This is a genomic window from Serratia sp. TSA_7 (assembly GCF_052692135.1).
In genome coordinates this window covers 166,332-188,422 of record NZ_JBQZFU010000008.1, presented here as the reverse complement: position 1 = coordinate 188,422, position 22,091 = coordinate 166,332, and the positions used below count along the sequence as shown (strand labels likewise).

21 protein-coding genes are annotated in these 22,091 nt (G+C 57.1%); 9 read left to right on the top strand and 12 right to left on the bottom strand.

All coding sequences use genetic code 11. From position 1 onward, the window contains the following. Positions 1-4: 4 nt before the first annotated feature. The 8 genes from ACUTQW_RS21225 to uspA form a co-directional block, all read right to left on the bottom strand. The gene (locus tag ACUTQW_RS21225) at positions 5-604 is read right to left on the bottom strand and encodes a KpsF/GutQ family sugar-phosphate isomerase (RefSeq protein ID WP_006328695.1); all 600 of its coding nucleotides are present in this window, start codon (positions 602-604) and stop codon (positions 5-7) included. Continuing rightward, entirely contained in the window at positions 604-2,241 is a 1,638-nt protein-coding gene (locus ACUTQW_RS21220; RefSeq protein WP_004951563.1) for an FGGY-family carbohydrate kinase, read from the bottom strand. Before ACUTQW_RS21220 ends, ACUTQW_RS21225 begins: the two co-directional genes overlap by 1 nt. 13 nt (positions 2,242-2,254) lie before the next feature. Next, complete coding sequence (locus ACUTQW_RS21215) at positions 2,255-3,208, bottom strand: ABC transporter permease (protein ID WP_004951560.1); 954 nt, start codon at positions 3,206-3,208, stop codon at positions 2,255-2,257. A gap of 1 nt (position 3,209) precedes the next feature. Further along, positions 3,210-4,199 carry an ABC transporter permease gene (locus ACUTQW_RS21210; protein WP_004951557.1) on the bottom strand — a complete coding sequence of 330 codons (990 nt, stop codon included), beginning with the start codon at positions 4,197-4,199 and terminating at the stop codon, positions 3,210-3,212. Next, complete coding sequence (locus ACUTQW_RS21205) at positions 4,192-5,691, bottom strand: sugar ABC transporter ATP-binding protein (protein ID WP_006328694.1); 1,500 nt, start codon at positions 5,689-5,691, stop codon at positions 4,192-4,194. The genes ACUTQW_RS21210 and ACUTQW_RS21205 overlap by 8 nt, the downstream gene beginning before the upstream one ends. A 118-nt stretch (positions 5,692-5,809) precedes the next feature. Then, positions 5,810-6,796 (bottom strand): autoinducer 2 ABC transporter substrate-binding protein, encoded by a 987-nt coding sequence (locus ACUTQW_RS21200; RefSeq protein WP_004951554.1) that lies wholly within the window; start codon positions 6,794-6,796, stop codon positions 5,810-5,812. Between the two features lie 338 nt (positions 6,797-7,134). After that, entirely contained in the window at positions 7,135-8,478 is a 1,344-nt protein-coding gene (gdhA, locus tag ACUTQW_RS21195) for an NADP-specific glutamate dehydrogenase (RefSeq protein WP_006328688.1), read from the bottom strand. Between the two features lie 322 nt (positions 8,479-8,800). Then, positions 8,801-9,247: a universal stress protein UspA gene (uspA, locus tag ACUTQW_RS21190; protein ID WP_004951550.1), complete on the bottom strand. Its 447-nt coding sequence runs from the start codon at positions 9,245-9,247 to the stop codon at positions 8,801-8,803. A gap of 615 nt (positions 9,248-9,862) precedes the next feature. Here uspA and uspB point away from each other — a divergent pair. Beyond that, positions 9,863-10,198 carry a universal stress protein UspB gene (gene uspB, locus ACUTQW_RS21185; protein ID WP_004951547.1) on the top strand — a complete coding sequence of 112 codons (336 nt, stop codon included), beginning with the start codon at positions 9,863-9,865 and terminating at the stop codon, positions 10,196-10,198. A gap of 75 nt (positions 10,199-10,273) precedes the next feature. Here the strand turns inward: uspB and pitA are convergent, their stop codons facing one another. Further along, positions 10,274-11,776: an inorganic phosphate transporter PitA gene (pitA, locus tag ACUTQW_RS21180; protein WP_004951543.1), complete on the bottom strand. Its 1,503-nt coding sequence runs from the start codon at positions 11,774-11,776 to the stop codon at positions 10,274-10,276. A 301-nt stretch (positions 11,777-12,077) separates the two neighbouring features. Here pitA and ACUTQW_RS21175 point away from each other — a divergent pair, with 301 nt between their 5' ends. Then, positions 12,078-13,277, top strand: coding sequence for a BaiN/RdsA family NAD(P)/FAD-dependent oxidoreductase (locus ACUTQW_RS21175; protein ID WP_006328685.1), 1,200 nt, complete (start codon positions 12,078-12,080; stop codon positions 13,275-13,277). Positions 13,278-13,655: 378 nt separating this feature from the next. Here the strand turns inward: ACUTQW_RS21175 and ACUTQW_RS21170 are convergent, their stop codons facing one another. Together ACUTQW_RS21170 and ACUTQW_RS21165 are read right to left on the bottom strand one after the other, a co-directional pair. Continuing rightward, positions 13,656-13,949 carry a hypothetical protein gene (locus tag ACUTQW_RS21170; RefSeq protein WP_081274832.1) on the bottom strand — a complete coding sequence of 98 codons (294 nt, stop codon included), beginning with the start codon at positions 13,947-13,949 and terminating at the stop codon, positions 13,656-13,658. 660 nt (positions 13,950-14,609) lie between these two features. Next, entirely contained in the window at positions 14,610-15,236 is a 627-nt protein-coding gene (locus tag ACUTQW_RS21165; protein WP_020439949.1) for a TetR/AcrR family transcriptional regulator, read from the bottom strand. A 261-nt stretch (positions 15,237-15,497) separates the two neighbouring features. Here ACUTQW_RS21165 and ACUTQW_RS21160 point away from each other — a divergent pair, with 261 nt between their 5' ends. The 7 genes from ACUTQW_RS21160 (at position 15,498) to ACUTQW_RS21130 (ending at position 21,595) form a co-directional block, all read left to right on the top strand. Continuing rightward, positions 15,498-16,160 (top strand): DUF3313 domain-containing protein, encoded by a 663-nt coding sequence (locus ACUTQW_RS21160; RefSeq protein ID WP_006328683.1) that lies wholly within the window; start codon positions 15,498-15,500, stop codon positions 16,158-16,160. Positions 16,161-16,309: 149 nt separating this feature from the next. Further along, entirely contained in the window at positions 16,310-16,942 is a 633-nt protein-coding gene (locus ACUTQW_RS21155; RefSeq protein ID WP_006328674.1) for a paraquat-inducible protein A, read from the top strand. Continuing rightward, entirely contained in the window at positions 16,935-17,540 is a 606-nt protein-coding gene (locus ACUTQW_RS21150) for a paraquat-inducible protein A (protein WP_004951527.1), read from the top strand. Before ACUTQW_RS21155 ends, ACUTQW_RS21150 begins: the two co-directional genes overlap by 8 nt. Beyond that, the gene (locus ACUTQW_RS21145) at positions 17,537-19,186 is read left to right on the top strand and encodes a PqiB family protein (RefSeq protein ID WP_020439948.1); all 1,650 of its coding nucleotides are present in this window, start codon (positions 17,537-17,539) and stop codon (positions 19,184-19,186) included. Before ACUTQW_RS21150 ends, ACUTQW_RS21145 begins: the two co-directional genes overlap by 4 nt. Next, entirely contained in the window at positions 19,183-19,776 is a 594-nt protein-coding gene (locus ACUTQW_RS21140) for a PqiC family protein (protein WP_006328654.1), read from the top strand. The genes ACUTQW_RS21145 and ACUTQW_RS21140 overlap by 4 nt, the downstream gene beginning before the upstream one ends. A 552-nt stretch (positions 19,777-20,328) precedes the next feature. Beyond that, positions 20,329-20,619 carry a hypothetical protein gene (locus ACUTQW_RS21135; protein WP_006328649.1) on the top strand — a complete coding sequence of 97 codons (291 nt, stop codon included), beginning with the start codon at positions 20,329-20,331 and terminating at the stop codon, positions 20,617-20,619. 70 nt (positions 20,620-20,689) lie between these two features. Beyond that, positions 20,690-21,595: an arginase family protein gene (locus tag ACUTQW_RS21130; RefSeq protein WP_006328648.1), complete on the top strand. Its 906-nt coding sequence runs from the start codon at positions 20,690-20,692 to the stop codon at positions 21,593-21,595. A 5-nt stretch (positions 21,596-21,600) separates the two neighbouring features. Here the strand turns inward: ACUTQW_RS21130 and ACUTQW_RS21125 are convergent, their stop codons facing one another. Then, on the bottom strand, positions 21,601-22,023 hold the full coding sequence (locus ACUTQW_RS21125; RefSeq protein WP_006328647.1) for an Lrp/AsnC family transcriptional regulator: 423 nt from the start codon (positions 22,021-22,023) through the stop codon (positions 21,601-21,603). Between the last annotated feature and the right edge of the window lie 68 nt (positions 22,024-22,091).

Here is a 22,091-nt window from a genome sequence, read left to right as displayed (position 1 = left end):
GCTGTTATTCCTGCTCGCGCAGACTTTTCCCCACGTCACCGCCCGGATGCACCGCCAGCAAGGTTTCTTTGCTGTAGCCGCTGCGTTCCATCAGGCAGGCGCAGGCGGCATCGAAAATCGCCAATACCAGCACGATAGACGTAGTTGCCAGCATATTCAGCGGATCTATCTCGTTTTCCACCCCGGTGCGGATCACCAGCTGCGCCGCATGAGCGATCGCCGAATCCGGGTTTTCCGTCACGCCAATCAGCGGTACGCCTTTGGCCTGCAGCGTCGGCAGCAGGCGGGTCAGCTCATCGGAATTGCCGCCGCGCGAAATCAGAATCATCAGATCATCGCCGCGCAGAAAGCCCAAATCGCCGTGCGCCGCGTCGGTGGCGTTCAGGTAGATGGCCGGTCGTTCCACACAGGCCAGCATATGGGCAATCTTGCGCGCCGCGATGCCGGAGGTGCCGACGCCGGTGACCACAATCTTGCCCCGGCACGCCGCCAGCAGCGTCAGCAGCCGTTGCCAGGTGGGCGCGTCGATGCGTTGGCTGAGTTGCGCCAGTTCGCGGCTGTAAATGGCCCAGGCCTCCGCCGCACGCTGCCATTCCTGCTGCATCACGCCTCCTCCTGCATCAGCCGGCGGTATTTCATATGGTCGTTATACAGCTCATGGAACACGCGGTATTTGCGGTCGTAATAGCTTTTTATTTTGTTGGTCTGCGGCGTAACGGTTTTACCGATGCGGCTCATGGCGCTCATCGCTTCCGGCAGCGTGTCGAACACGCCCGCTGCCACGGTGCCCATCATCGCGCCGCCCAGCAACATCGCTTCGCTCTCCTCCGGCAGCAGCATGGCGCAGCCGGTGGCGTTGGCGTGCTCCTGCACGAACAGCGGGTTCTTGGTGCCGCCGCCGCTGGCCATAATGGTGTCGATGCTGTAGCCGCTTTGGTTCATGGTTTCGATAATATGGCGGGTGCCGAGCGCGATCGCCTGGAGGGTCGCCAGATAGTGCAGCGCCATGTCCTCCGGGGTGCGCGACAGCTTCAGCCCGGTCAGGGTGCCGGTCAGCGTCGGGTTGGCGCGCGGCGAACGGTTGCCGTGGAAATACGGCAACATGTGAATATCCTGGGTCAGGAAGGCGATGTCCTCCGGCTCGCCGGCCATGCGGCGCAGCAGGGCGTTCAGCACCTCATAGATGGTCTGCCCCTGGGTTTTCGCCTGCGTCAGCAGATCCTGATAGCACGGATGAGACTGGATCACATGGTCAATCAACGCGCCGGTAGCGGATTGACCCCCTTCGTTCAGCCAGTATTCCGGCAGAATTGCCGAGTAATACGGCCCCCAAACGCCGCCGATAAAGCGCGCGGTACGCGACATCGCCATATGGCCGGTAGAAGTACCGCCGATCAGCGCGATGCGGCGGTTAAAATCCGCCACTTCGCCGGAAACCCCGGTGGCGCCCAGCGTGCCGAGGGTGCCGGCATGAGCGTCGATGATCGACACGCTGACCGCCGTACCGGCAATCAGGCCCATCTCGCCGGCGGCGCGCTGCGTCAGGCCGTGGCCCAGCGGTTCGCCCATCATTTTTACGTCGCTGCCGATTTTGGCGGCGTCGTGTTCCAGCACGTCTTCCAGCCCAATCTGTTTGAAATAGCTCTTGTCCCAGCGCTGTTCATGGCCGAGGTAAGTCCATTTGCACACCGTCGAACACAGCGAACGGGTGGCGTCCTGGGTGGCGCGCCAGGTGAGAAAATCCGGCAGGTCAAACAGGTAGCCGGCATTGGCCCAGGTGGTCGGCATATGCTGCTTCAGCCACAGCATTTTGGGGGTTTGCATCTCCGGCGAGATGATCCCGCCGACGAAGTCCAGCACCCGGTGTTTGGTGGCGTTGATGCGCTCGGCCTGAACGATCGCCCGGTGATCCATCCACACGATGATGTTCTGCTCGGTGCGGCCGGACGGGCTGACGGTCAGCGGCTGGCCTTCTTTATCCAGCACCACCAGCGAACAGGTGGCGTCGAACCCCAGCCCTTTGACCTGAATCGGGTTGATATCGGCCTGGTTGACCGCATCGCGCACCGCGCTGCACACCGCTTGCCATATATTGTCCGAAGACTGTTCGACAAAGTCCGCCTTCGGGCGGTACAAATCGATGGGCCGGCTGGCCTGCCCGACCATGCGGCCGTTGAGATCGAATACCCCTGCGCGTGCGCTTCCGGTGCCTACATCTACGCCAATAAAATAACTCGCCATTGTTCTTCTCCAGTCAGGCTTTTCGATTCTGTAATGCGATAAACAGGATCAGCACACCGCCCCACAGGGCCATGGTCAGATAACTGCTGACGCCCAGCAGGTTGAGGCCGCTTTCCAGCATTTGCAGCACAATCAGCGCCAGCACCAGGCCAAGTACCCGGCCAAAACCGCCGTCCGGATTAATGCCGCCCAGCACCGAGGCCAGAATGGTCACCAGCAGGTAGGATTCGCCGTAACCCGCCTTGGCCGAGTTGAACTTGGCCATCATCAATAGGGCTGCGCCCCAGCCGAGCAAGGCGGACAGGATATACACCGCGATCTGCACCCGGGCGGTATTGACCCCGCTAAAACGGGTGGCCTGTTCGTTGGAGCCGATCAGGTACAAACTGCGGCCCAGCGTGGTGTGCTCCAGCAGCAGCCACAGGCCGACGGCCACCAGCAGAAACAGCAGCAGCGCCACCGGAATGCCGAGCAGGCTGCCGTTGCCGAAGTACTGAATCACCGCCGGGAAGCCGGAGATCACCGCGCCGTTGGACAACAGGATATTCAGGCCGGTGATCAGCGTCATGGTGCCGAGCGAGGCCAGAATCGGCGAAACGCCGATCCAGGCGACCAGCACGCCGTTAAGCGCACCGATGGCGACCGCGACCAGTAACCCGGCCAGCAGCGCCAGCGCTAAAAACAGCGGTTGATCCGGATGGCTGACGATAATCGCCGCCATCACCAGCGAGCAGGCGTTGGCACCGGCGATGATCGACAAATTAATGCCGCCGGTCAGCATGGTAATGCCCATTCCGAGCGCCAGCATGCCGAGGATCGGCAGTTGCGAGGCGATCGACTGGAAGTTGCCGACGCTGAAGAAACGCGATCCGAGCAGCCCGGCAAACAGCAGCGCCACGGCGATGATGATCGCGCTTTGCAGGCGGATGATCCGATCGTTCGGGATCAGGCGGGTTAACGAATTCATGTCATAGCTCCTTGGCCAGCTTGCGTTTTTCATTCCAGGCGGTGCTGCTGATGCTGATCAAAATGATCGCGCCGCTGAACACCTGGTGCCAATAAGCCGACACGCTGAGCAGCGTCAGGCCGTTTTGCAGGAAGGCCAGCAATACGACGCCAAGCAGCGTGCCGGTCAGCGAGCCGCGGCCGCCGGTCATGCTGGTGCCGCCGAGCACCACCGCCGCCAGCACCGTCAGCTCAAAGCCGAGCAACGAATTGGGGGCGACCGACTGGGTGATTTGCGCCTGAACCACCGCAGCGATACCGGCCAGAATGCCCATGTAACCATAAACGTAGAAGTGCAGACGCAGCAGGTTCAATCCCAGGCGCGACGCCGCATCGCGGTTGCCGCCCATGGCGAAGATCTGGCGGCCGAGGCGGGTAAAGTTCATCAGCACGCCGGTGACGATCACCACCGCCAGCAGGCATAGCAGCGGCAGCGTCAGGCCGTAGTCGTAGCCATCGGCGCCCTGGAACGAGAACCAGTTGATGCCGTCCATAAACCAGTCCGGGAAACCGTACAGCCAGGTGCCGTTGGTGGCGTACACCAGCAGGCCGTAGAACAGATTCAGGGTGGCGATGGTGATGATGATGGCCGGCACCTTCAGCCAGTACACCAGAAAACCGTTCACCAGCCCGAGCAGCAGGCCGACGCCCATCGCCAGCACGAATGCCAAAGGGAAGCCGCCGCCGTGCTGGATAACCCAGGTTGCCATCACGTACTGGGCGATGGCGGTGATAGCCGGGAACGAAATGTCGATGCCACCGGCAATCAGCACCACGAACAGGCCGCAGGCGAGAATGCCGAGAATGGCGTAGCTGGTGGCGACGTCGGTCAGGTTGCCGAGCGTCAGAAACTCGCTGGTGCCGGCGCTCAGACCAATGGCCAGCAGCAACACCAGCAGGCCCAGGTAAAACTCGTGCCGGCCGGCCAGGCGGGCCAGTAATGACTTATCCATTCACCACCTCGGCGATCTGTTGTTCGGTGCTGTGGTGCGGCGAAAACTCGGCGATCAGTTCGCCTTTGCGCATCACCATCACCCGATGGCTGTTGTAATAGGCTTCCGGGATCTCGTCGCAGATCATCAACACCGCCATGCCGAGCTCGGCCAGATCTTTGGCGATCTGGTAGATCCCCTCTTTGTTGGCGATATCCACCCCGACGGTGGGCGAGTCGAGGATCAGGATCTTCGGCCGAGTCGCTACCCATTTGGCGATGGCGATACGCTGGGCGTTGCCGCCGGACAGGGTTTTGACCGGCAAAGCGCTGTCGGACACCTTGATGTTCAGGTCGCGGATCAGCCGGTTGACCAGCTCGGTCGCCTTGGCGTGATCCAGCAACCCAAGCGGGGTATGCAGTTGATCAAACACCGTGACGATGGTGTTGTCGTAGATCGACTGCTCCATGATCAACCCTTGGGTCAGACGATCTTCCGACACGTAGCCGATGCCGTGACGCACCGCGTCGCGGTTGTTGTGCAGCCGCACCGCTTGGCCGTCGATTTTGATTTCACCGCTGTCCGGGCGCGTCATGCCGAACAGGCTGAGGCATAGCTCGGTGCGGCCTGCGCCGAGCAGCCCGACAATGGAGACTATTTCGCCGCCGCGCAGCGAAAGATTGATGTCCCGGTATTTGCCGCGTCGGCTGAGGTTGCAGACCTCAAGCAGCGGGGCGGTATCGGCTGGCGGGCGTGCCGGCAGTTGGCTGTAGTGGAAGCGTTGGCCGGTCATCAGGAACGCCAGTTCGTGGCTGTCGAGCTGGCTTGCCGGGTAAGTACCGACCAGCTTGCCGTCGCGCATTACGCTAATGCGGTCGGCGACTTCCATCACCTCATCCAGGCGGTGGCTAACAAACACCACGCAAATGCCTGCGGCTTTCAGCTCGTTGACCACCCGCAGCAGGCCGTTGACCTCCTGACGCGTCAGCGATGCGGTAGGCTCATCCATAATCACCAGCCGCGCTTCGGCGGCAATGGCGCGGCAAATCGCCACCAGTTGGCGATCGGCAATCGACAGTTTTTCCACTTTTTTATCGGGATCGATATGCACCCCGACGCGCGTCATGGCGTCCAGCGCGGTCTGGCGCATCACCTGCTTGCGCACCCAGAAATGGCCGCCGGGCAGATAACGATGAATGGCGATATTTTCCGCCACCGTCAGATTGGGGAATAACGACAGATCCTGATAAATCACCTGAATACCGTAATAGCCGGAGAGCTGCGGCGTCAGGGAATGAAAGAGTTTTCCTTCCAGCGAAATATTGGCGCCTTTTTCCGGCTGATAAACGCCGGAAATAATTTTAATAATGGTACTTTTGCCGCAGCCATTTTGTCCGGCCAGGCAATGCACTTCGCCAATATTCAGCGTCAGGTTGATCTGGTCCAATGCCAGCACGCCTGGGAATCCTTTGCTGATATTCTCCAGGGTGATAAATGCGGTGGATGTGGTCATAGTGTTAACCTGTGCAGGTTTTTATTATCCTAAGGTCGCAGCAGGCGCTGCGCCTTAGGTTATTGAATAACTTTCCCGGTGTGGCGTAATAAGTCATACCCGTGTGAAGCGGGTAAAATTAAAATCCTAGCGATTTGGCATTATCTTTGGTCACTTCAAGAATTTTATTAAACCGAATCACTTTTTTATCCATATCGACGTCGGCTTTACCCAGGCCTTCTATCGACAAGTCTTTGGTCACTTCCTTGCCTTGCAGCAGTTGGTCGGCCACCGTCACCAGCGCATAGCCGGCGTCTTTCGGATCCCACAGCAGCGCTTTCTTGATATCGCCGCGCATCAGGTAAGGAGCGGCCTGCGCCGGCATGGCGATGCCCACCACGGCGATTTTGTCCTTGGCGCGTTTCTTGGCGACCGCCTGGCCGGCACCGATCGGGCCGAGGGAACCAAAACCGATAATGCCTTTCATCTGCGGATAGGTTTTCATCAAATCCAGCGTGGTGGCGTAGGATTTATCGATGCTTTCCGCCACCGGCAGACGCGAAGTGACTTCGAACATGTCCGGGTATTTGGCTTTCTGGTATTTGATGGCGGAATCGGCCCAGGCGTTGTGCAGCGGCACGGTCAGCGAGCCGACGTAAATGGCGTAACCGCCTTTGCCGCCCATGTCTTTCGCCAGCTCATCGACGTTGGCCTGCGCATATTTCTCGCTGTCGATGGTTTCGATGTCCCACTGGCCGATCTGCTGGTCCGGGGATTCATGGGTCAGTACCACGATGCCTTTCTCGCGCGCTTTTTTCAGCACCGGCTCCAGCACCTTGGCGTCGTTTGGCACCACGATGATGGCGTTAACGTTTTTGGCGATCAGGTCTTCAATCACTTTGACCTGTGCGGCCGGGTCTGGGGTGGAAGGCCCGGTTTGGTAAGCGTTGACGTCGAGCTTTTTGGCTGCGTCGTTTACGCCCACTTCCATACGGTTGAACCAGGGAATGCCGGTCACTTTGGCAACCACGGCGATCTCGTACTTTTCAGCGGCAAAAACAGGTGTTGTCGATAACATGCACGCAGAAACCACACATGCATTTAATAATGCGAGGTTAAATTTCATTCGCTGTACCTTTTTTATCTGTAGGGGTGGATGTTTTTCCACCAGTGCAGATTACAAAGGAATGGAAGAGGGGGCGTAACCGAAGTTGAGGAAATGTGATCTGCGCACATTGAGGTAAAATTATGGCGGTTTTAATGTTAATTAAATGTTTAATAATTTAGTGGTGGTAATTTTACTACGGAAAATCATCATTTATTTAACAAAGTAAATCATATTTATTTACATTATTGCAACTATCCAAAAGTGGGAAGGGCGTTTTGGGGCGGTAAAAATGCCGGCAGGAGAGCCGGCATTGAAGCATTTAACGGATATGTGATCAATGTCACCTTAAGGGTGAGTTACAGCACGCCCTGTGCCAGCATGGCGTCGGCAACCTTGACGAATCCGGCGATATTGGCGCCATGCACGTAGTGAGTTTGTTTCCCTTCACCGCCGTATTCGACGCAGGCTTGATGAATATCCGCCATGATATGTTGTAAACGTACATCCACTTTTTCTGCCCGCCAGCTGATGCGCGCGGCATTCTGCGCCATTTCCAGGCCGGAAGTGGCCACGCCGCCGGCGTTGGCGGCCTTGCCCGGGGCAAACAGCACGCCGGCGTCCAGGAACGCATCGGTAGCCTGAATGGTGGTGGGCATATTGGCGCCCTCGGCCACAGCTTTGACTCCGTTGCGGATCAGCAACTGTGCGGCTTCCAGATCCAGTTCGTTTTGGGTTGCGCACGGCAGAGCGATATCCACCGGCACGTTCCACGGTTGCTGGCCGGCTAGGTAGACCAGGCCGCGCTCACGGGCGTAGTCTTCCACCCGGCCATAACGCTGATTCTTGATTTCCGCCAGATGGGCCAGCTTCTCGGTGGTGAAACCGGCCTCATCGACCACGGTGCCGCCCGAGTCAGACGCGGTGATCACGCGCGCATCCAGTTCCAGCGCCTTCTCGATGGCGTACTGCGCCACATTGCCTGAGCCGGAAACGGCGACCCGCATCCCTTCAAAGCCCAGCCCGTGGCGTTGCAGCATGGCGTCGGTGAAATAGACCAGCCCATAACCTGTGGCCTCGGGCCGGATCAGGCTGCCGCCGAACGACAGCCCTTTGCCGGTAAATACGCAGGCGGTGTTGTTGGACAGTTTTTTCATCATGCCGGTCATAAAGCCGACTTCACGGCCGCCAACGCCGATATCCCCGGCGGGCACATCGGTATCCGGGCCAAGATGGCGGTACAGCTCCGTCATCAGCGACTGGCAGAAACGCATGATCTCCGCCTGGCTTTTGCCTTTCGGATCGAAATCCGACCCGCCTTTACCGCCGCCCATGGGCAAAGTGGTCAGCGCATTTTTGAAGGTCTGCTCGAAGCCGAGGAATTTCAGAATCGATAAATTCACCGACGGATGAAAACGCATACCGCCTTTATACGGCCCGATGGCGGAATTGAACTGCACGCGCCAGGCGCGGTTAACCTGCACCTGGCCGCGATCGTCCACCCAACTGACGCGGAACTGGATGGCACGCTCCGGTTCCACCAAACGCTCCAGCAACGCGTGCTCGCGATAGCGCGGGTTGCGTTCGATAAATGGCCACAGAGAGGTAAACACTTCTCTTACCGCCTGCAAATACTCAGGCTGGTGGGGATTGTGGCGTTGTAGCGAGGACAAAAACGACTCTACCGATACGGCATTTTCCATGGATAGCTCCTTTATACCCGTCGCCTTTCAAGCTGTAGCCTTGTTAGCTGAGCTCGCGGTTCCCCAGTGACTTACCTGAGTAAGCGCCTGGTGATCCGCGAGCTGGCTGCCTGGTTACAGCCCGAAATTCATAGGGTAATACTATTAATTTCCCCCATTATTTTTATAAATATTGGTATGAATAAAGCCTGGGGGATGATGTTGTGTCTTTAGCGACTATATCACTGGAGGGCGGTTGATTAACAAGCGATTAATGATCGCGGTATAACGAAAAACGCCCGCAAGAGGCGGGCGTTGGCAGGCTAAGTTTGCGAGCGCTTACTTAATCTTCGGCGCTGTCTTCTTCGTCACGCAGCGGCACAATCAGCATATCGATATGCACGGTGTTGATCAGTTGGCGTGCAGAGGACATCAGCTTGCTCCAGAAATCCTGGTGGTGACCGCACAGCACCAGGTCCATATCGTATTTCTTGATGGCATCGACCAGCACCTGCGCCAAATCGCCGCTGCCGCTCAGGGTTTCGGTAATCGGGTAACCGGCATTTTGCGAAAGCTCGGTCAGCGCGTGGTGCGTTTCCTCGGAGATACGCTTTTGCATATCGCCGAGATTAACGTCGATCAGGCCGGTATACAGGTCGGAATAGTTAACATCTACGTGGATCAGGGAAACTTTGGCGTTGTACGGTCGCGCCATAGATACGGCTTTTTCCACCAGAATTTTGCTCTCCGGGGACAGGTCTACCGCAATCAGAATGTGTTTGTAAGCCATGAGAATACTCCTTCCATATAATGCCGATTAAAGGGTTAGCAGGCATTCAGCGTACCAGCCTGGCGCTTTAGGTTTACCTGCATTTTATCATTCAGATAACACAATGATATGTTGGGGCGATCACAGTGTGTTGCATCAAAAAATCTCTTCATCTCTACCCCGTCAGTTTTACACCCGCCGGGTTGAAAATCCTATCATTACTGGGGTTATTGGCGGTTTGACCGCTTGAAACATAAGCATTCTTAAACAGAGTATAGTCCCAAACGCCCATCTGGCCGTGGAAAATACCGGGAATGGCGGGCAGGGTGGTTATCACTTATAACCAATCGATGGATGACAAATGGGCAGGTTGCGGTAAATTTTATCGACTGCTCAGGCCAGTTTACGTTTCATTCACCTACAATAATGAATATGGGCCTCACCTTTTCTCCTCTGAGCCAGTCTGCGCTACCGGTACTTTGCCTGGCGGCGGCTTGTTTCAGAGGCTGTGGGTTATGCGTGGCCCGAGCGGTAAAAAGGGGATCGGAGCGGTAGGCTCCCGCAGTAATGGGCATCGAGGTAGGGCAGTTGGACCCGGCGGAGCGCCGCGGATAACAACGCCTTGAGGGGGCAATCATGATCAGTACCGTCGCGCTGTTTTGGGCTTTGTGTGTGGTGTGTGTGGTAAACATGGTGCGGTATTACTCTTCTCTGCGTGCGCTGCTGGTGGTGTTGCGCGGCTGCGATCCGCTGTTGTACCAATACGTCGACGGCGGCGGTTTCTTTACTGCCCACGGCCAGCCGAGCAAGCAGTTGCGGCTGGTGCGCTACATCTTCTCGCAGCGCTACGTCGAGCACCACGACCCGGAGTTCATCCGCCGTTGTGAGCGGGTGCGCGGCCAGTTTATGCTGACTTCCGCCCTGTGCGGGCTGGTGGTGGTCAGCCTGCTGGCGCTGATGATTTGGTATTAAAACCGGGCGGTTTCCCTGGTTACGAGCAAAAAAAAGGCGGCCACATCGGGCCGCCTTTTTCATGGAACAAGCTGCTTAGATAACCTTAAGCGCCAGCCAGTACAGTGAACCGGAAAGCAGAATCGAAATCGGCAGGGTCAGTAACCAGGCCAACAGGATGTTCTTCACGGTTTTACTTTGTACGCCGCCGCCGTCCACGATCATCGTCCCGGCTACCGCCGAAGAGAGCACGTGGGTGGTGGAAACCGGCATACCGGTGTAGCTGGCCACGCCGATCGACAAGGCTGCGGTCATCTGAGCCGACACGCCCTGAGCGTAGGTCATGCCCTTCTTACCGATTTTCTCGCCGATGGTGGTGGCAACGCGCTTCCAGCCAACCATGGTGCCGAGTGACAGCGCCAGAGCAACCGCAACGATGATCCACAGCGGTGCATACTCAACGGTTTGCAGCAGATCCTGACGCAGGTTCTTCAGGAAACGCTGGTCCGCGGCGGAGGTTTCCGGCAGTTTGGCGACCTTGTCTGCGGTATCCGTTACGCACATCAGCAGGCGGCGCAGATGGCTGCGCTGTTCTACCGTCAGTTGATCGTAACTTTGCAGATTGTTCAGCAGGCCCTGCGTCAGCTCAATCGCCGGCATGGCGCGGGAGCTGTCGCAGTGGAACTCGGTCGGCTTATTCGGCGAAACCTCGTCTTCCGGGCTTGGCACCAGCGGCGTCAGGGACACCACGTGTGACAGGGCATCGCCGTGCTGCTGGTAATATTGCTGCAGGTGGGTCACGGCATCACGCGTACGGGTGATGTCATAACCGGTTGCATTCATATTGACCACGAAGCCGGCCGGCGCAACGCCGATCAGCACCAGCATGATAAGGCCGATGCCTTTCTGGCCGTCGTTGGCGCCGTGCGAGAAGCTGACGCCGATAGCCGACAGGATCAGTGCGATACGGGTCCAGAACGGCGGCTTGCGTTTGCCGTCGACCTTTTCACGTTCCGCGGGGGTCATGTGGATACGCTGGCGTTTCTTGTTGCCGCTCCAATAGCGGCGCAAGGCAAACACCATCAGCCCGGCGACCATCATGCCGACCAGCGGCGAGATGAGCAATGACAGGAAAATACCGATCATTTTCGGGACGTTAAGCGCATCCACCACCGAGGTGTGAGTCATCAGTGCGTTGGTTAAACCAACACCGATAATTGCGCCAATCAGCGTGTGGGAGCTGGAGGCCGGCAGACCGAAATACCAGGTGCCGAGGTTCCAGATAATCGCCGCCAGCAGCATGGAGAAGACCATGGCTAATCCGTGCGCTGAACTGACGTTCAACAACAGATCGGTAGGCAACAGGTGAACAATGGCGTAAGCAACACTCAAACCACCGAGCATAACGCCAAGAAAGTTGAACAAGCCCGCCATCACGACCGCAAGTTGCGAGCGCATGGCACGGGTATAGATTACTGTAGCGACCGCATTGGCCGTATCATGAAAGCCGTTGATGGCTTCATAAAACAACACGAACAACAATGCGAGAATTAACATCAGGCCGGTATGGAAATCCAGGCCTGCGAACAAATGCAGCATAAGCGTTACGCCAGTTTGTGGACATGAACGCCGCGCATTATCCGTGACAACCGGGGCCGGGGAAAAGGAAAATATGACGTTTTTTTGATTTAGATATGACGAAACGATGGCGTTGGCATGACAAAGATATGAAATATCATAATCTTATGCTGATAAGCGTACTGTAATATTTTCTTACTATGGCGCTGGCGGCGGCATGGCTTTACAATCTGCCGCCGTAAAGTTGTCGGTTACCGGTAGCGAAACGGCGTAATATGGCGGCCTTTTGTCGCGATTGTGGTTTTTATTCAGAGAGGCGCAGGTGGAACAGTTTGATGTCGTGGTAATAGGTGCGGGCGCAGCGGGCATGTTTTGCGCGGCACAGGCGGGGCAACTCGGTTGCCGGGTGCTGCTGCTCGATAACGGCAAAAAACCGGGACGCAAAATCCTGATGTCCGGCGGCGGACGCTGTAACTTTACTAATATGTACACCGAACCGGCCGCCTACCTGTCGAACAACCCGCATTTCTGTAAATCGGCGCTGGCACGATATACCCAGTGGGATTTTATCGATCTGATTAACCGCTACGGCATCGCCTACCACGAGAAAACGCTGGGGCAGCTGTTTTGCGATGACTCGGCGCAGCAGGTGGTCGAACTGCTGGTTAAAGAGTGCGAACTGGGCCAGGTGACGACGCGCCTGCGCAGTGAAGTGCTGGGCGTGGAAAAAACCGAAGCCGGTTTCGAACTGGCGCTGAATGGCGAGAAAGTGAGCGCTCGCTCACTCGTGGTGGCCAGCGGCGGGCTTTCCATGCCGGGGCTGGGCGCGTCGCCGTTCGGCTACAAGCTGGCGGAGCAGTTTGGCCTGAAGGTGTTGCCGACCCGAGCCGCGCTGGTGCCTTTTACCCTGCATAAACCGCTGCTGGAACACCTGCAAACGTTGTCCGGCGTCTCCGTGCCGGCGGTGATCACCGCCGAAAACGGCGTCAGCTTCCGCGAAAGCCTGCTTTTCACCCACCGTGGCCTTTCCGGCCCGGCGGTATTGCAGCTTTCCAGCTACTGGCAGCCTGGTGAGTTTGTGAGCGTTAACTTACTTCCTGCACTCGATCTGGCGGGCTTCCTTAATGAGCAACGTCAGGCCCATCCCAACCAAAGCCTGAAAAACACCCTGGCGCTGCACCTGCCAAAACGCCTGGTGGAGTGCCTGCAAACGCTGGGGCAATTGCCGGAAGCCACGCTGAAGCAGCTGAACCCCACGCAACAGGCCGCGCTGGTCGAAACCTTGCAGAATTGGCGCGTGCAGCCGAACGGCACCGAAGGCTACCGCACGGCGGAAGTGACGCTTGGCGGCGTGGATACCAAAGAGCTGTCTTCCAAAACGATGGAAGCCGGCAAGGTACCCGGCCTGTACTTTATCGGCGAAGTGGTGGATGTGACAGGGTGGCTGGGCGGTTATAACTTCCAGTGGGCCTGGAGCTCGGCCTGGGCTTGCGCTCAGGCGCTGGCGGCGCAGGGGCAGTAAGGCTGACACCCCGCACAAACTGGCGGTATCTCGACTACTACTCCGTGCTTCAGCGATATCATCAGGGTTAATATTGGATGATTTTATTTAGTCATCGCAAAAGGTTGCATTCTATTTATGCCCGGATCCGCCCATTTCTGGGCGGGTAAAAAAGAAATTTAGTTTTTAATATGAGAATTTCCGAAAAATAACTTAATCAAAAAATATAAAAACCTGACTATACACACGCTGCAAGTGATTGAAACTAATAATACGGAAATTCCACTCGGCGCGGGATACCATGATGAAAACCCCACTCCAGCCCCACCTAGCAAGGAGGCAGAGAGAAATATACCAATAACTACCGATATTAATTTAAGCGCTTTGTCATTCATGTAATCACCTGGAAATGAAGATAGACTTGCCGCCATTAAAACATCCACCGATAACTGCACCACCAACCAATCCAACAGTCGCGCCGACTAAGCCACTGAATGTACCTGTTGCCGCACCCAGTCCCATCCCATTGATACCGTCTTTCGAGGTATTTTGGGTGCAGTAATTACCTGAACCACTATTGTTACTGGATTTACTTCCCCTGTTACTTCTTCCTCTATTGTCGGTACGATCGTCGCCATTATTACTACGCTCACCAGATACATACTCTAACAATGAGCAATCAATCACTTTCATAAACAACTCCATCTGTCGAAGTAATCAATAAGATTATTAAATGTGAAACAGTGTAAGTAATTAGCTTATTCCTGATTCATTAGCAAGTTCTATTGTTGATGAACTTGCATATAGGCTTGAAAATCAATTTCATTCATATGAGTAAGTAATAATTAGATTTTTAACTATAATTGTGATTTGTTTGTTTTACACTTATTATCAATGAGATGAGTGGCCGCATGGCTAAAAACTCTCTTGTGCCGTTGTGCGCAGGATATGTGCGCCAGCCTGTGCAGCGGTGCCGCTGGCCGAAGCTTGCAAAATTTCTCACTATATCAACAATTGCTTAACTTTCTCCTTTTCATAACACCTGAATTATTTTTTCCTGTAGATCCGATTTCTGTAATAATCGGATTTGGCCTCCTCCCTGACTCGAACAGGGGATTCGACGCTTTTACTTCTATGCAGTACCACCGAAAAGAATGTATTAGAAATAATTTGGATTAGGTCGAAAGATGACTCGATAATTGCTTGATATAAAATATATTCAAGCTAATTATTTATGTGTTTCATGGAAGTATAATTTTTAATTAATATTATAATAATCATTCTGTTATTTTTATTTTAACTGTATTGCCGCTACCTTTAGGTAGAGGCAATAAAGCCCAATTAACCCGCCCGTCAAACGCCCTTTTTAAATGCCGCGCCGCCCAGGAACATGCTCACCGCGTTGCTGACCATCTCGCGAATGCGCGGCAGGCTGATCGGCTGCAATTCGCGCTGGAATACCCGCATGTCGATCTCGGCGGTGAGCAGTGAAAGGAATTGGGTTGCCTTGAGGTAAGGGTCGGCCAGCCGCAGTTCCTGGCGATCCATGGCGGCAGACATCAGCACCGACAGTTTTTCCACGCTCTCGCGCGGGCCGGCCTCGTAAAACAGCGTGCCGATATCAGAATGCCCGGCCTCGGCGACTACCATGCGGTAAACCGCCATTGCGCTGTTGTCGTTGGTCAGCACCAGCAGCATCTGTTCGCCGAAGCGCGTCAGCGTTTGTTCCAGCGTCTCCTTGCCCCGTTTTTCATTCATCAACTCGGTGGCGGCTTCGGAAAGATGCTGGGTGGCGTGCTGGCGAACAACGGCGGTAAACAGCTCCTCCTTGGAAGGAAAATACCCGTACAGCGTCGCTTTGGAGCCGCCGACTCGTTTCGCCAGTTCATTCATCGATGCGCGCTCATAGCCCATCTCCTGAAACAGCAGTGCCGCCTCTTCAACGATGGCATCGCGGCGCGCGTTGGTCCGTACTTTCATCATCTCTCCTGCAAGCTAACCGGGAAATCGCACAAAAAAAGACATCTTCTTGACAAGCGAAGAATATCAATGCAAAACTCAACTGTACAGTTTTGTTTTGGCGGTTTTTCATCCATTTCAATGTCTGTTTACCCCGCCGGGGGCAGCGCTGTACGGGCCGTCAAGGCCGCATACTCGGGCGTACGCAGCGGGCAAATATCGTCGCTGAAACAGCACGTTCTGACCGATATTGGTGGCATTTTCTTTTACAGGATCACCTAAATGTTCGCATACCTCAAGGTTTCTCGTCCGGCAATGCTGGCGCTTGCCATCGCGCTGGTCGGCTGCGCCGGAACGCCGCCGGTGCGTTACGCCAGTATTGATTCATCATCGCAGTTAAAGCCTAACACTGACGATCAATCCGACCGTATTCCTTACCGCTATACCACCCCGGTGGAGTGGAAAAAATACACCAACATCATCATTGAGCCGGTTGTCATTTATCAGGGTGCGGACAACCAGTTTGGCGAGGTCTCGCAGGAAGATCGCAAGGCGCTGGCAGACTATATGCACAGCAAATTCAGCGAAGCGCTGCGCCCCCGTTTTCGTGAGGTCAGCAGCCCGGCACCCGATGCGCTTCGCCTGAAGCTGACGCTGACCGGGGCAGAGACCACCACGCCGGTGGTCGGCACCTTCACCAAGTTTGATTTGGCGGGCGGGCCATACAACATCGTGCAATCCATTCGCGGTAAAGAAGGGATGCTCAACGGCTCGGTCAATTACGTCGTCGAGGTCTATGACGCCTCGACCCAGCGCCTGCTCAACGCTTACGTCGCCAGGCAATACCCGAACGCCATGAACGTCGGCGCTAGCATCGGCTCGTTGAGCGCCGCCGAGGTAGGGATCGATAAAGCCGCCGAAGAACTGGCCGGGATCCTGAAGTAAAGAGTGTGAAGGAGAGAAAGAGTCAGTCAACACCAAGGGGAAAACAGGCGGGCAAACGCGGCCTGATAATAAAAAATGAGGCGGGTAGCCGGCACATGCCGGTTATCCGCTCTCAACATCTTGCCAGGAACCTCGTTCCCATAAACCTGATGAAAATCTTACCCAATACGGTGGTATGTCGACACTGCGACAGCGTCTATCGCTACCGGCCACTTACGGCGGGTGACGAAGCGCGCTGCCTGCGTTGCCGCGCCACGCTCTATCGCGCCGGGCAGATCAACACCGAACGGATGTTGGCGCTGGCGCTGACCGCAATCATCGCTTTTGTCGTGGCCAACGTCTGCCCGGTGATCGGCGTCAGCTTCCATGCGGTGCAGAATGTCGCCACCCTTTGGCAGGCCGCCGCGGCGCTGGCTCGGGGTGTCACGCTGCCGCTGGCGGTTTGCATGGTGTTCTTATTGATTGTGGCGCCTTTTCTGCAAATTACGCTCTTCGGCTGGGTACTGATGTTTGCCCATGCGGGCCGTTGCGCGCCGGGTTTTATCGGTGCTGTCAGGCTGCTGAAATGGCTGCGGCCCTGGAGCCGGGTTGAGATCGGCATGTTGGGGTTTTTGGTGGCGGCCATCAAACTGTCCGGTTTTTTGCAGGTGGTAGCAGGCCCCGGCAGCTGGGCGATGGCGGCCCTGATGTTGCTGATTGCCATCATCGGCAGCCAGGATCTTCAACCATTGTGGGAACGGATGCCGGTAGCGCCGGATGAGGGGGAGGAAGACCATGAATAGGCCACTCTATGCCCGGCAAATTAACGTGGTGGGCTGTCCGACCTGCGGGTTGGCGTGCCGTCACCTTTCCCGCTGCCCGCGTTGCCGTACCCGGTTGCATGGCCGGCGGCCCGGTGGTCTGGCTCGCCCCTGGGCGTTGCTGATCGCCGCCGTAATTTTATATATCCCCGCCAACCTTCTGCCGGTGATGTCCACTCGTCTGTTCGGCAAGGACAGTGAAAGTACCATCATGGCCGGAGTGATCGATTTCTGGCGTGCCGGCTCCTATGGCATCGCGCTGGTGATCTTTGTCGCCAGCGTGGTGATCCCCTGCCTGAAATTTCTGAGCCTCGGCCTGCTGCTGCTCGCTTCCCGGCGCCGCAGTACCTGGGCGATGGGCGAAAGAGCAAGGCTTTACCGGCTGACGGAAGGGATCGGTTATTGGTCGATGCTGGACGTGGTGGTGGTGGGCGTCGTGTCGGCGCTGGTGCAGTTCCAAACGCTGAGCGCGGCGGAACCCCGCAGCGGCATCCTGTTTTTCGGCCTGGTGGTCATCCTGACCATGTTGTCCGCCATGGCTTATGACCCCCGCCTGATCTGGGAAGGTGACGATAAGTGAACCCGATTCCACAACAACCCGGTGAGCCTGGGGTGATCCGTCGCCGCTGGCCATCGCCGATCTGGCTGGTGCCGGTCATTGCGCTGCTGATCGGCGCTTCGATGCTGCTGCATGCCTGGCTCGCGGCCGGCCCGGAGATCGTCATTACCTTCCAGACCGCTACCGGTCTGGAGCCGGGCAAAACGGCGGTGAAATACAAAGACGTGACGGTCGGCATCGTCAAAGATATCCAGCTGCGTGGCGACGACTCGCAGGTGCTGGTGACGGTCAGCCTCAACGAAAGCGCGGCGAACCTGGCCCGTGCCGACACTCGGTTCTGGGTAGTGCGCCCGCGTGTCGGTATCGGTGGCGTCACCGGCATCGATACCCTGCTGTCGGGGGCGTACATCGGCGTGGACAAAGGAAGCTCGGCCCGCACCCGCAGCGCTTTCACCGGGCTTGAATCGCCGCCGGCCATCATCAACGACATGCCGGGTTCCCGTTTTGTGGTGCAGACCGACGACTTGGGCTCGCTGGATATCGGCTCGCCGGTCTATTACCGACGGGTGCCGGTAGGGCGGATCGCGTCCTATCAGCTTAATGCCGACGGCAAGAGCGTCAGCCTGCAAATCTTTATCGATGCGCCTTACGATCGCTTCGTGACGCCGAACTCACGTTTCTGGAACGCCAGCGGCCTGGATGTGTCGGTGGGCGCCAACGGATTCCGGCTCAGAACGCAAACGGTCGCCGCCATCATGGCGGGCGGCATCGCCTTCGCCACGCCGGAAAACGCTTCAGGGGCTTCCCCCGTCGGGCCGAAGGGCGAATACGTGCTGGCTAAAGATCAGGAATCCGCTCTGGCCGCGCCCGATGGCCCGCCGATGCGCTTCAAGCTGCGCTTTGAGCGTTCATTGCACGGTCTGGAAGTCGGTGCGGCGGTCGAGTTCTCCAGCATCAAGATTGGCCGGGTGGTCTCGGTCGATCTGGATTACAGCCCCCAAGGCTACCGTTTCCCGTCGGTGGTCGGTATCGAGGTTTACCCGAACCGGCTTGGCAACGTGTTGAGCAAGCTGCCGAAGCAAAACCGGGGCCTGGAGCAAGAGACGGCGGCGTTTACCCGCGATCTGGTGGAGCACGGCCTGCGCGCTCAGGCCACGCCGAGCAACCTGCTCACCGGGCAGCTTTATATCTCGCTGGATTTTGTACCCAATGCCGCCAGGGTGCCGTTTGATATTCATGCCCGCCCGCTGGTGCTGCCGACCATCAACGGCGGTTTCGACCGGCTGCAGGAGCAGATCGCCAGCATCGTCAGCAAGGTGGATAAAATGCCGCTGGCGTCGATTGCGCAGAACCTGAACGCCACGCTGGCCGGGGTGGATAACAGCCTTAAACAGGTCAATGGCCAGACGTTGCCGGCGGCGAATCAATTGCTCAGGCAGATGAGCCAAACGGCGCAAACCGCACAAGATCTGCTGGCGGAAGACTCGCCGCTGATGCTGACGTTTAGCCAGTCTTTACAGGAAGCGCTACGCGCCCTGCGTGCGGTACGCAACCTGGCTGACCAACTTGATCGCCACCCCGAGTCGCTGTTGCAAGGCCGAACTGAGGATCCCCCTCTGCCCAATCCAGGCAGCCATGACTCTTCTCTGCAAGGTTCGAAAAAATGATGTCACCGTCGCGGCTCTGTTTTTTGATGCTTATGGTTTCGCTGACCGCCTGTTCTTCCCCGTCAGTGCATTACCACACGCTGGTGGCGCCGGCAGCCGATCCGCCGCCGGTGCAGCCTGCACCCTTTCTGATTGCCGTACTGCCGGTCGGTATTCCGCCGCAGATTGACCTGTCGCAGCTGGTGGTGCGTCAGGGGCAAAGCGGCGCGCTGGTGCTGGAAAATGAACGCTGGCTCAGCCCGCTTGGCGATGAGATCCGCACCGCGCTTTCCGCCGAGCTGGCGCAGCGTCTCGGTACGCAGGACGTTGCCGGGCTGGCTAAAGCCGGGGAGACCCCCACGGTGAGAATACATCTTGAGATACGGCGTTTTGACGCCTGGCCGGGACGAGCCGTTGAGTTAGACGCCGGTTGGAGCCTGAATGTACAGGGGCGAAGGCTGGTGTGCCGCAGCCGCCTGACGCAGGCCGTTCAGCCGGGCTATACGGCGATGTTGCTGGGGCAGCAGCAGGTTATCGGCAATCTTGCAGGGCGGATTGCCGCCACGGCGCGGCATTGGGCGATGGACGATCGGGGCCGCTGCGCGCCCTGACCACAGGACAACTCCGCTAATCAGAGCGGCAGAGACATTGTCTTGACAGTGGGATAAAACCAATGAAAAACTAAACCGTACGGTACCGTTATGTGTCGATACGTTCATCTGCGCGGATGTCATGGGAGAAGCTATGAAAAAGTGGGTTTTACTGGGCTGCGGTATCGCTTCGGTGTTTTTACTGAGCGGCTGCCTGTCCATAGGTTGGTAATGAATTGTCTGGATAAGCCGGTGGCCGGCACTGATGGGGCCACCGCTTTTTAATACCTTTTACCGTTGATGCCTGGGGAAAGAAAATGAAGAAAATGTTTGTTCTGAGCTGTATCGCCGCGGCGTTTTTATTAAGCGGCTGTATTTCCCTCGGGAAACATAGCCATCATAACCGCTCGTATTACGAGGGGGCGCAATATGGCCCATCGCAATACGACAGAGATAGCGCTTATCGCTACGAACGTGGTGATTATCGAAGAAATTGACCCTGATTGACATCGCCGTCCCAGAGCTGCAGGCGGCGCGAATCACGCTGATAATCCACCTCCGTAGGGCGTAATCATGAAAACTGCGCTTCCTGAATTGAATACCCTGATCGCCACCTTCGCCGAACAACCGTTCCAGGCAAACAGCGACGATAACCTGATTCGGGCGGCAAAAGCCGCACAGCAACTTCTGCCGTTTATGCAACAAGCCGGCATCGTTGAACCCGAGATCGGCATTGCCGCGTTTATCGCTGATTTACTGCATTTACAACACTATCTGCACCTCAATAATCAAAGTGAACATACGATTGACCGGGTGGTTCAGCTGGCGTTCCTGCACTTTGACGTCGATACGCGGCAGCCATAGGCAAAACTCAGGCCCGGTGCAGCCGGATAGGCTAAGCTGATTTTTAGAGGGCTTATCCGGGGTATTCACCATGCATATCATTCTTGCACCTACCAATCTGGGGCTGAGCCCCTTGCGACCGGGCCATGTTCCCGGAACCTGGCGAGCGCCGCAGGCGCTGATGGCACAGGGTTTGGCGCAGAGGTTGGGAGCGGGGGCCGTCACCGAGTTGCCGCAACCGACTTATTCGTCGGCAGCGCAACCCGGCACCCGCATACGTAACGGTCACGCGATTCGCGCCTTCAATATTGCGTTGGCCGCAGAGATTGCTGCGGTGCAGGCGCGCGGCGAGTTCCCGCTGGTGGTCGGCGGCGACTGTTCGATTCTGCTGGGAGCGCTGGCCGGTTCACGCCGTGCGGGGCCGCTTTCGCTGGTACATATCGACGGGCACAGCGATTTTCGTCATCCCGGCAACTATGATCCGCAGCAGATGTTGGGCGCGGTGGCGGGGATGGATTTGGCGTTGGCGACCGGGCGCGGGGAACCGCTGCTGGCCGAATGGCCTGGCGTAGCGGGGCCGCTGGTGCCGGAACGGCAGGTTTTACAACTGGGCGAGCGTGAGTGCCGGGACGCGGATTTTGCCTGGCCGGATATCAATCAAACGGCAATTGCGCGCATTGACGTCTTCGCCGCCAACCGGATGGGCAAAGCGGAAATTGTGCGGCAAATCGAACAGATGCTGGCCACCGAGCCGGAATGGCGCTTTTGGCTGCATCTGGATGTGGACGTGCTCGACCAAACCATTATGCCGGCGGTGGATTCCCCCGGTAGCCCCGGTATCGATCGCCTCTGGCTGGAAAATATCGTGGCGCGGTTGCTGCAAAACCCCATGTGCTGCGGCATGACGCTGTCGGTATTCGACCCCGAGCTCGATCCCGACGGCCGGTACGCGGCGCTGATAGTGGAAATGCTGGAGGCGATGTTCCGCTCCCGCTGACGGCGCTATGCCTTGTGCGTCGACAGCTGGATGCTGGTTTCGGTGTTGGAAATGCCGGCGATGCGCCGGATACGCCCCAGAATTTTATCGAAACTCTCCAGGCTGTCGGTGCGGATCTCCAGCAGAATGTCCCACTTGCCGTTGGTGGTGTGCAGGGTGAACACCGCCGGTTCACCGCGCAGCTGTTGCAACACGCTTTGCGCCTTGGTGCCTTCCACCGCCACGCACATCCAGGCGCGAATGCGGTTATGTTCCACGCCCGGCTTCACGCGAACGGTGTAGCCGGTAATGATCCCCTGCGCTTCCAGCGCCTCAATTCTTTTTTGCACCGTAGCGCGCGAAACCCGGACCTTGCTGGCTATCTCGGTCACCGAGCTGCGGGCGTTTTCGCGCAGCAGCGCGAGGATGTGGCGATCGGTATCATTCATGGTGGCAAAGTGTCGGCTAGCGGTGGCGATTTGTAAAAATATAGAGCAATTTAGTCATTTTTTACACT

Bases quoted from the DNA above. Each gene is read 5' to 3' on its own strand.
- ACUTQW_RS21215 (WP_004951560.1), bottom strand. From the start codon at position 3,208: ATGAATTCGTTAACCCGCCTGATCCCGAACGATCGGATCATCCGCCTG.
- ACUTQW_RS21160 (WP_006328683.1), top strand. From the start codon at position 15,498: ATGTTCGCATACCTCAAGGTTTCTCGTCCGGCAATGCTGGCGCTTGCC.
- ACUTQW_RS21130 (WP_006328648.1), top strand. From the start codon at position 20,690: ATGCATATCATTCTTGCACCTACCAATCTGGGGCTGAGCCCCTTGCGA.
- ACUTQW_RS21170 (WP_081274832.1), bottom strand. From the start codon at position 13,949: ATGAAAGTGATTGATTGCTCATTGTTAGAGTATGTATCTGGTGAGCGT.
- ACUTQW_RS21165 (WP_020439949.1), bottom strand. From the start codon at position 15,236: ATGAAAGTACGGACCAACGCGCGCCGCGATGCCATCGTTGAAGAGGCG.
- ACUTQW_RS21200 (WP_004951554.1), bottom strand. From the start codon at position 6,796: ATGAAATTTAACCTCGCATTATTAAATGCATGTGTGGTTTCTGCGTGC.
- ACUTQW_RS21225 (WP_006328695.1), bottom strand. From the start codon at position 604: ATGCAGCAGGAATGGCAGCGTGCGGCGGAGGCCTGGGCCATTTACAGC.
- ACUTQW_RS21205 (WP_006328694.1), bottom strand. From the start codon at position 5,691: ATGACCACATCCACCGCATTTATCACCCTGGAGAATATCAGCAAAGGA.
- ACUTQW_RS21150 (WP_004951527.1), top strand. From the start codon at position 16,935: ATGAATAGGCCACTCTATGCCCGGCAAATTAACGTGGTGGGCTGTCCG.
- gdhA (WP_006328688.1), bottom strand. From the start codon at position 8,478: ATGGAAAATGCCGTATCGGTAGAGTCGTTTTTGTCCTCGCTACAACGC.
- ACUTQW_RS21210 (WP_004951557.1), bottom strand. From the start codon at position 4,199: ATGGATAAGTCATTACTGGCCCGCCTGGCCGGCCGGCACGAGTTTTAC.
- ACUTQW_RS21155 (WP_006328674.1), top strand. From the start codon at position 16,310: ATGAAAATCTTACCCAATACGGTGGTATGTCGACACTGCGACAGCGTC.
- uspA (WP_004951550.1), bottom strand. From the start codon at position 9,247: ATGGCTTACAAACACATTCTGATTGCGGTAGACCTGTCCCCGGAGAGC.
- ACUTQW_RS21135 (WP_006328649.1), top strand. From the start codon at position 20,329: ATGAAAACTGCGCTTCCTGAATTGAATACCCTGATCGCCACCTTCGCC.
- ACUTQW_RS21125 (WP_006328647.1), bottom strand. From the start codon at position 22,023: ATGAATGATACCGATCGCCACATCCTCGCGCTGCTGCGCGAAAACGCC.
- ACUTQW_RS21220 (WP_004951563.1), bottom strand. From the start codon at position 2,241: ATGGCGAGTTATTTTATTGGCGTAGATGTAGGCACCGGAAGCGCACGC.
- uspB (WP_004951547.1), top strand. From the start codon at position 9,863: ATGATCAGTACCGTCGCGCTGTTTTGGGCTTTGTGTGTGGTGTGTGTG.
- ACUTQW_RS21140 (WP_006328654.1), top strand. From the start codon at position 19,183: ATGATGTCACCGTCGCGGCTCTGTTTTTTGATGCTTATGGTTTCGCTG.
- pitA (WP_004951543.1), bottom strand. From the start codon at position 11,776: ATGCTGCATTTGTTCGCAGGCCTGGATTTCCATACCGGCCTGATGTTA.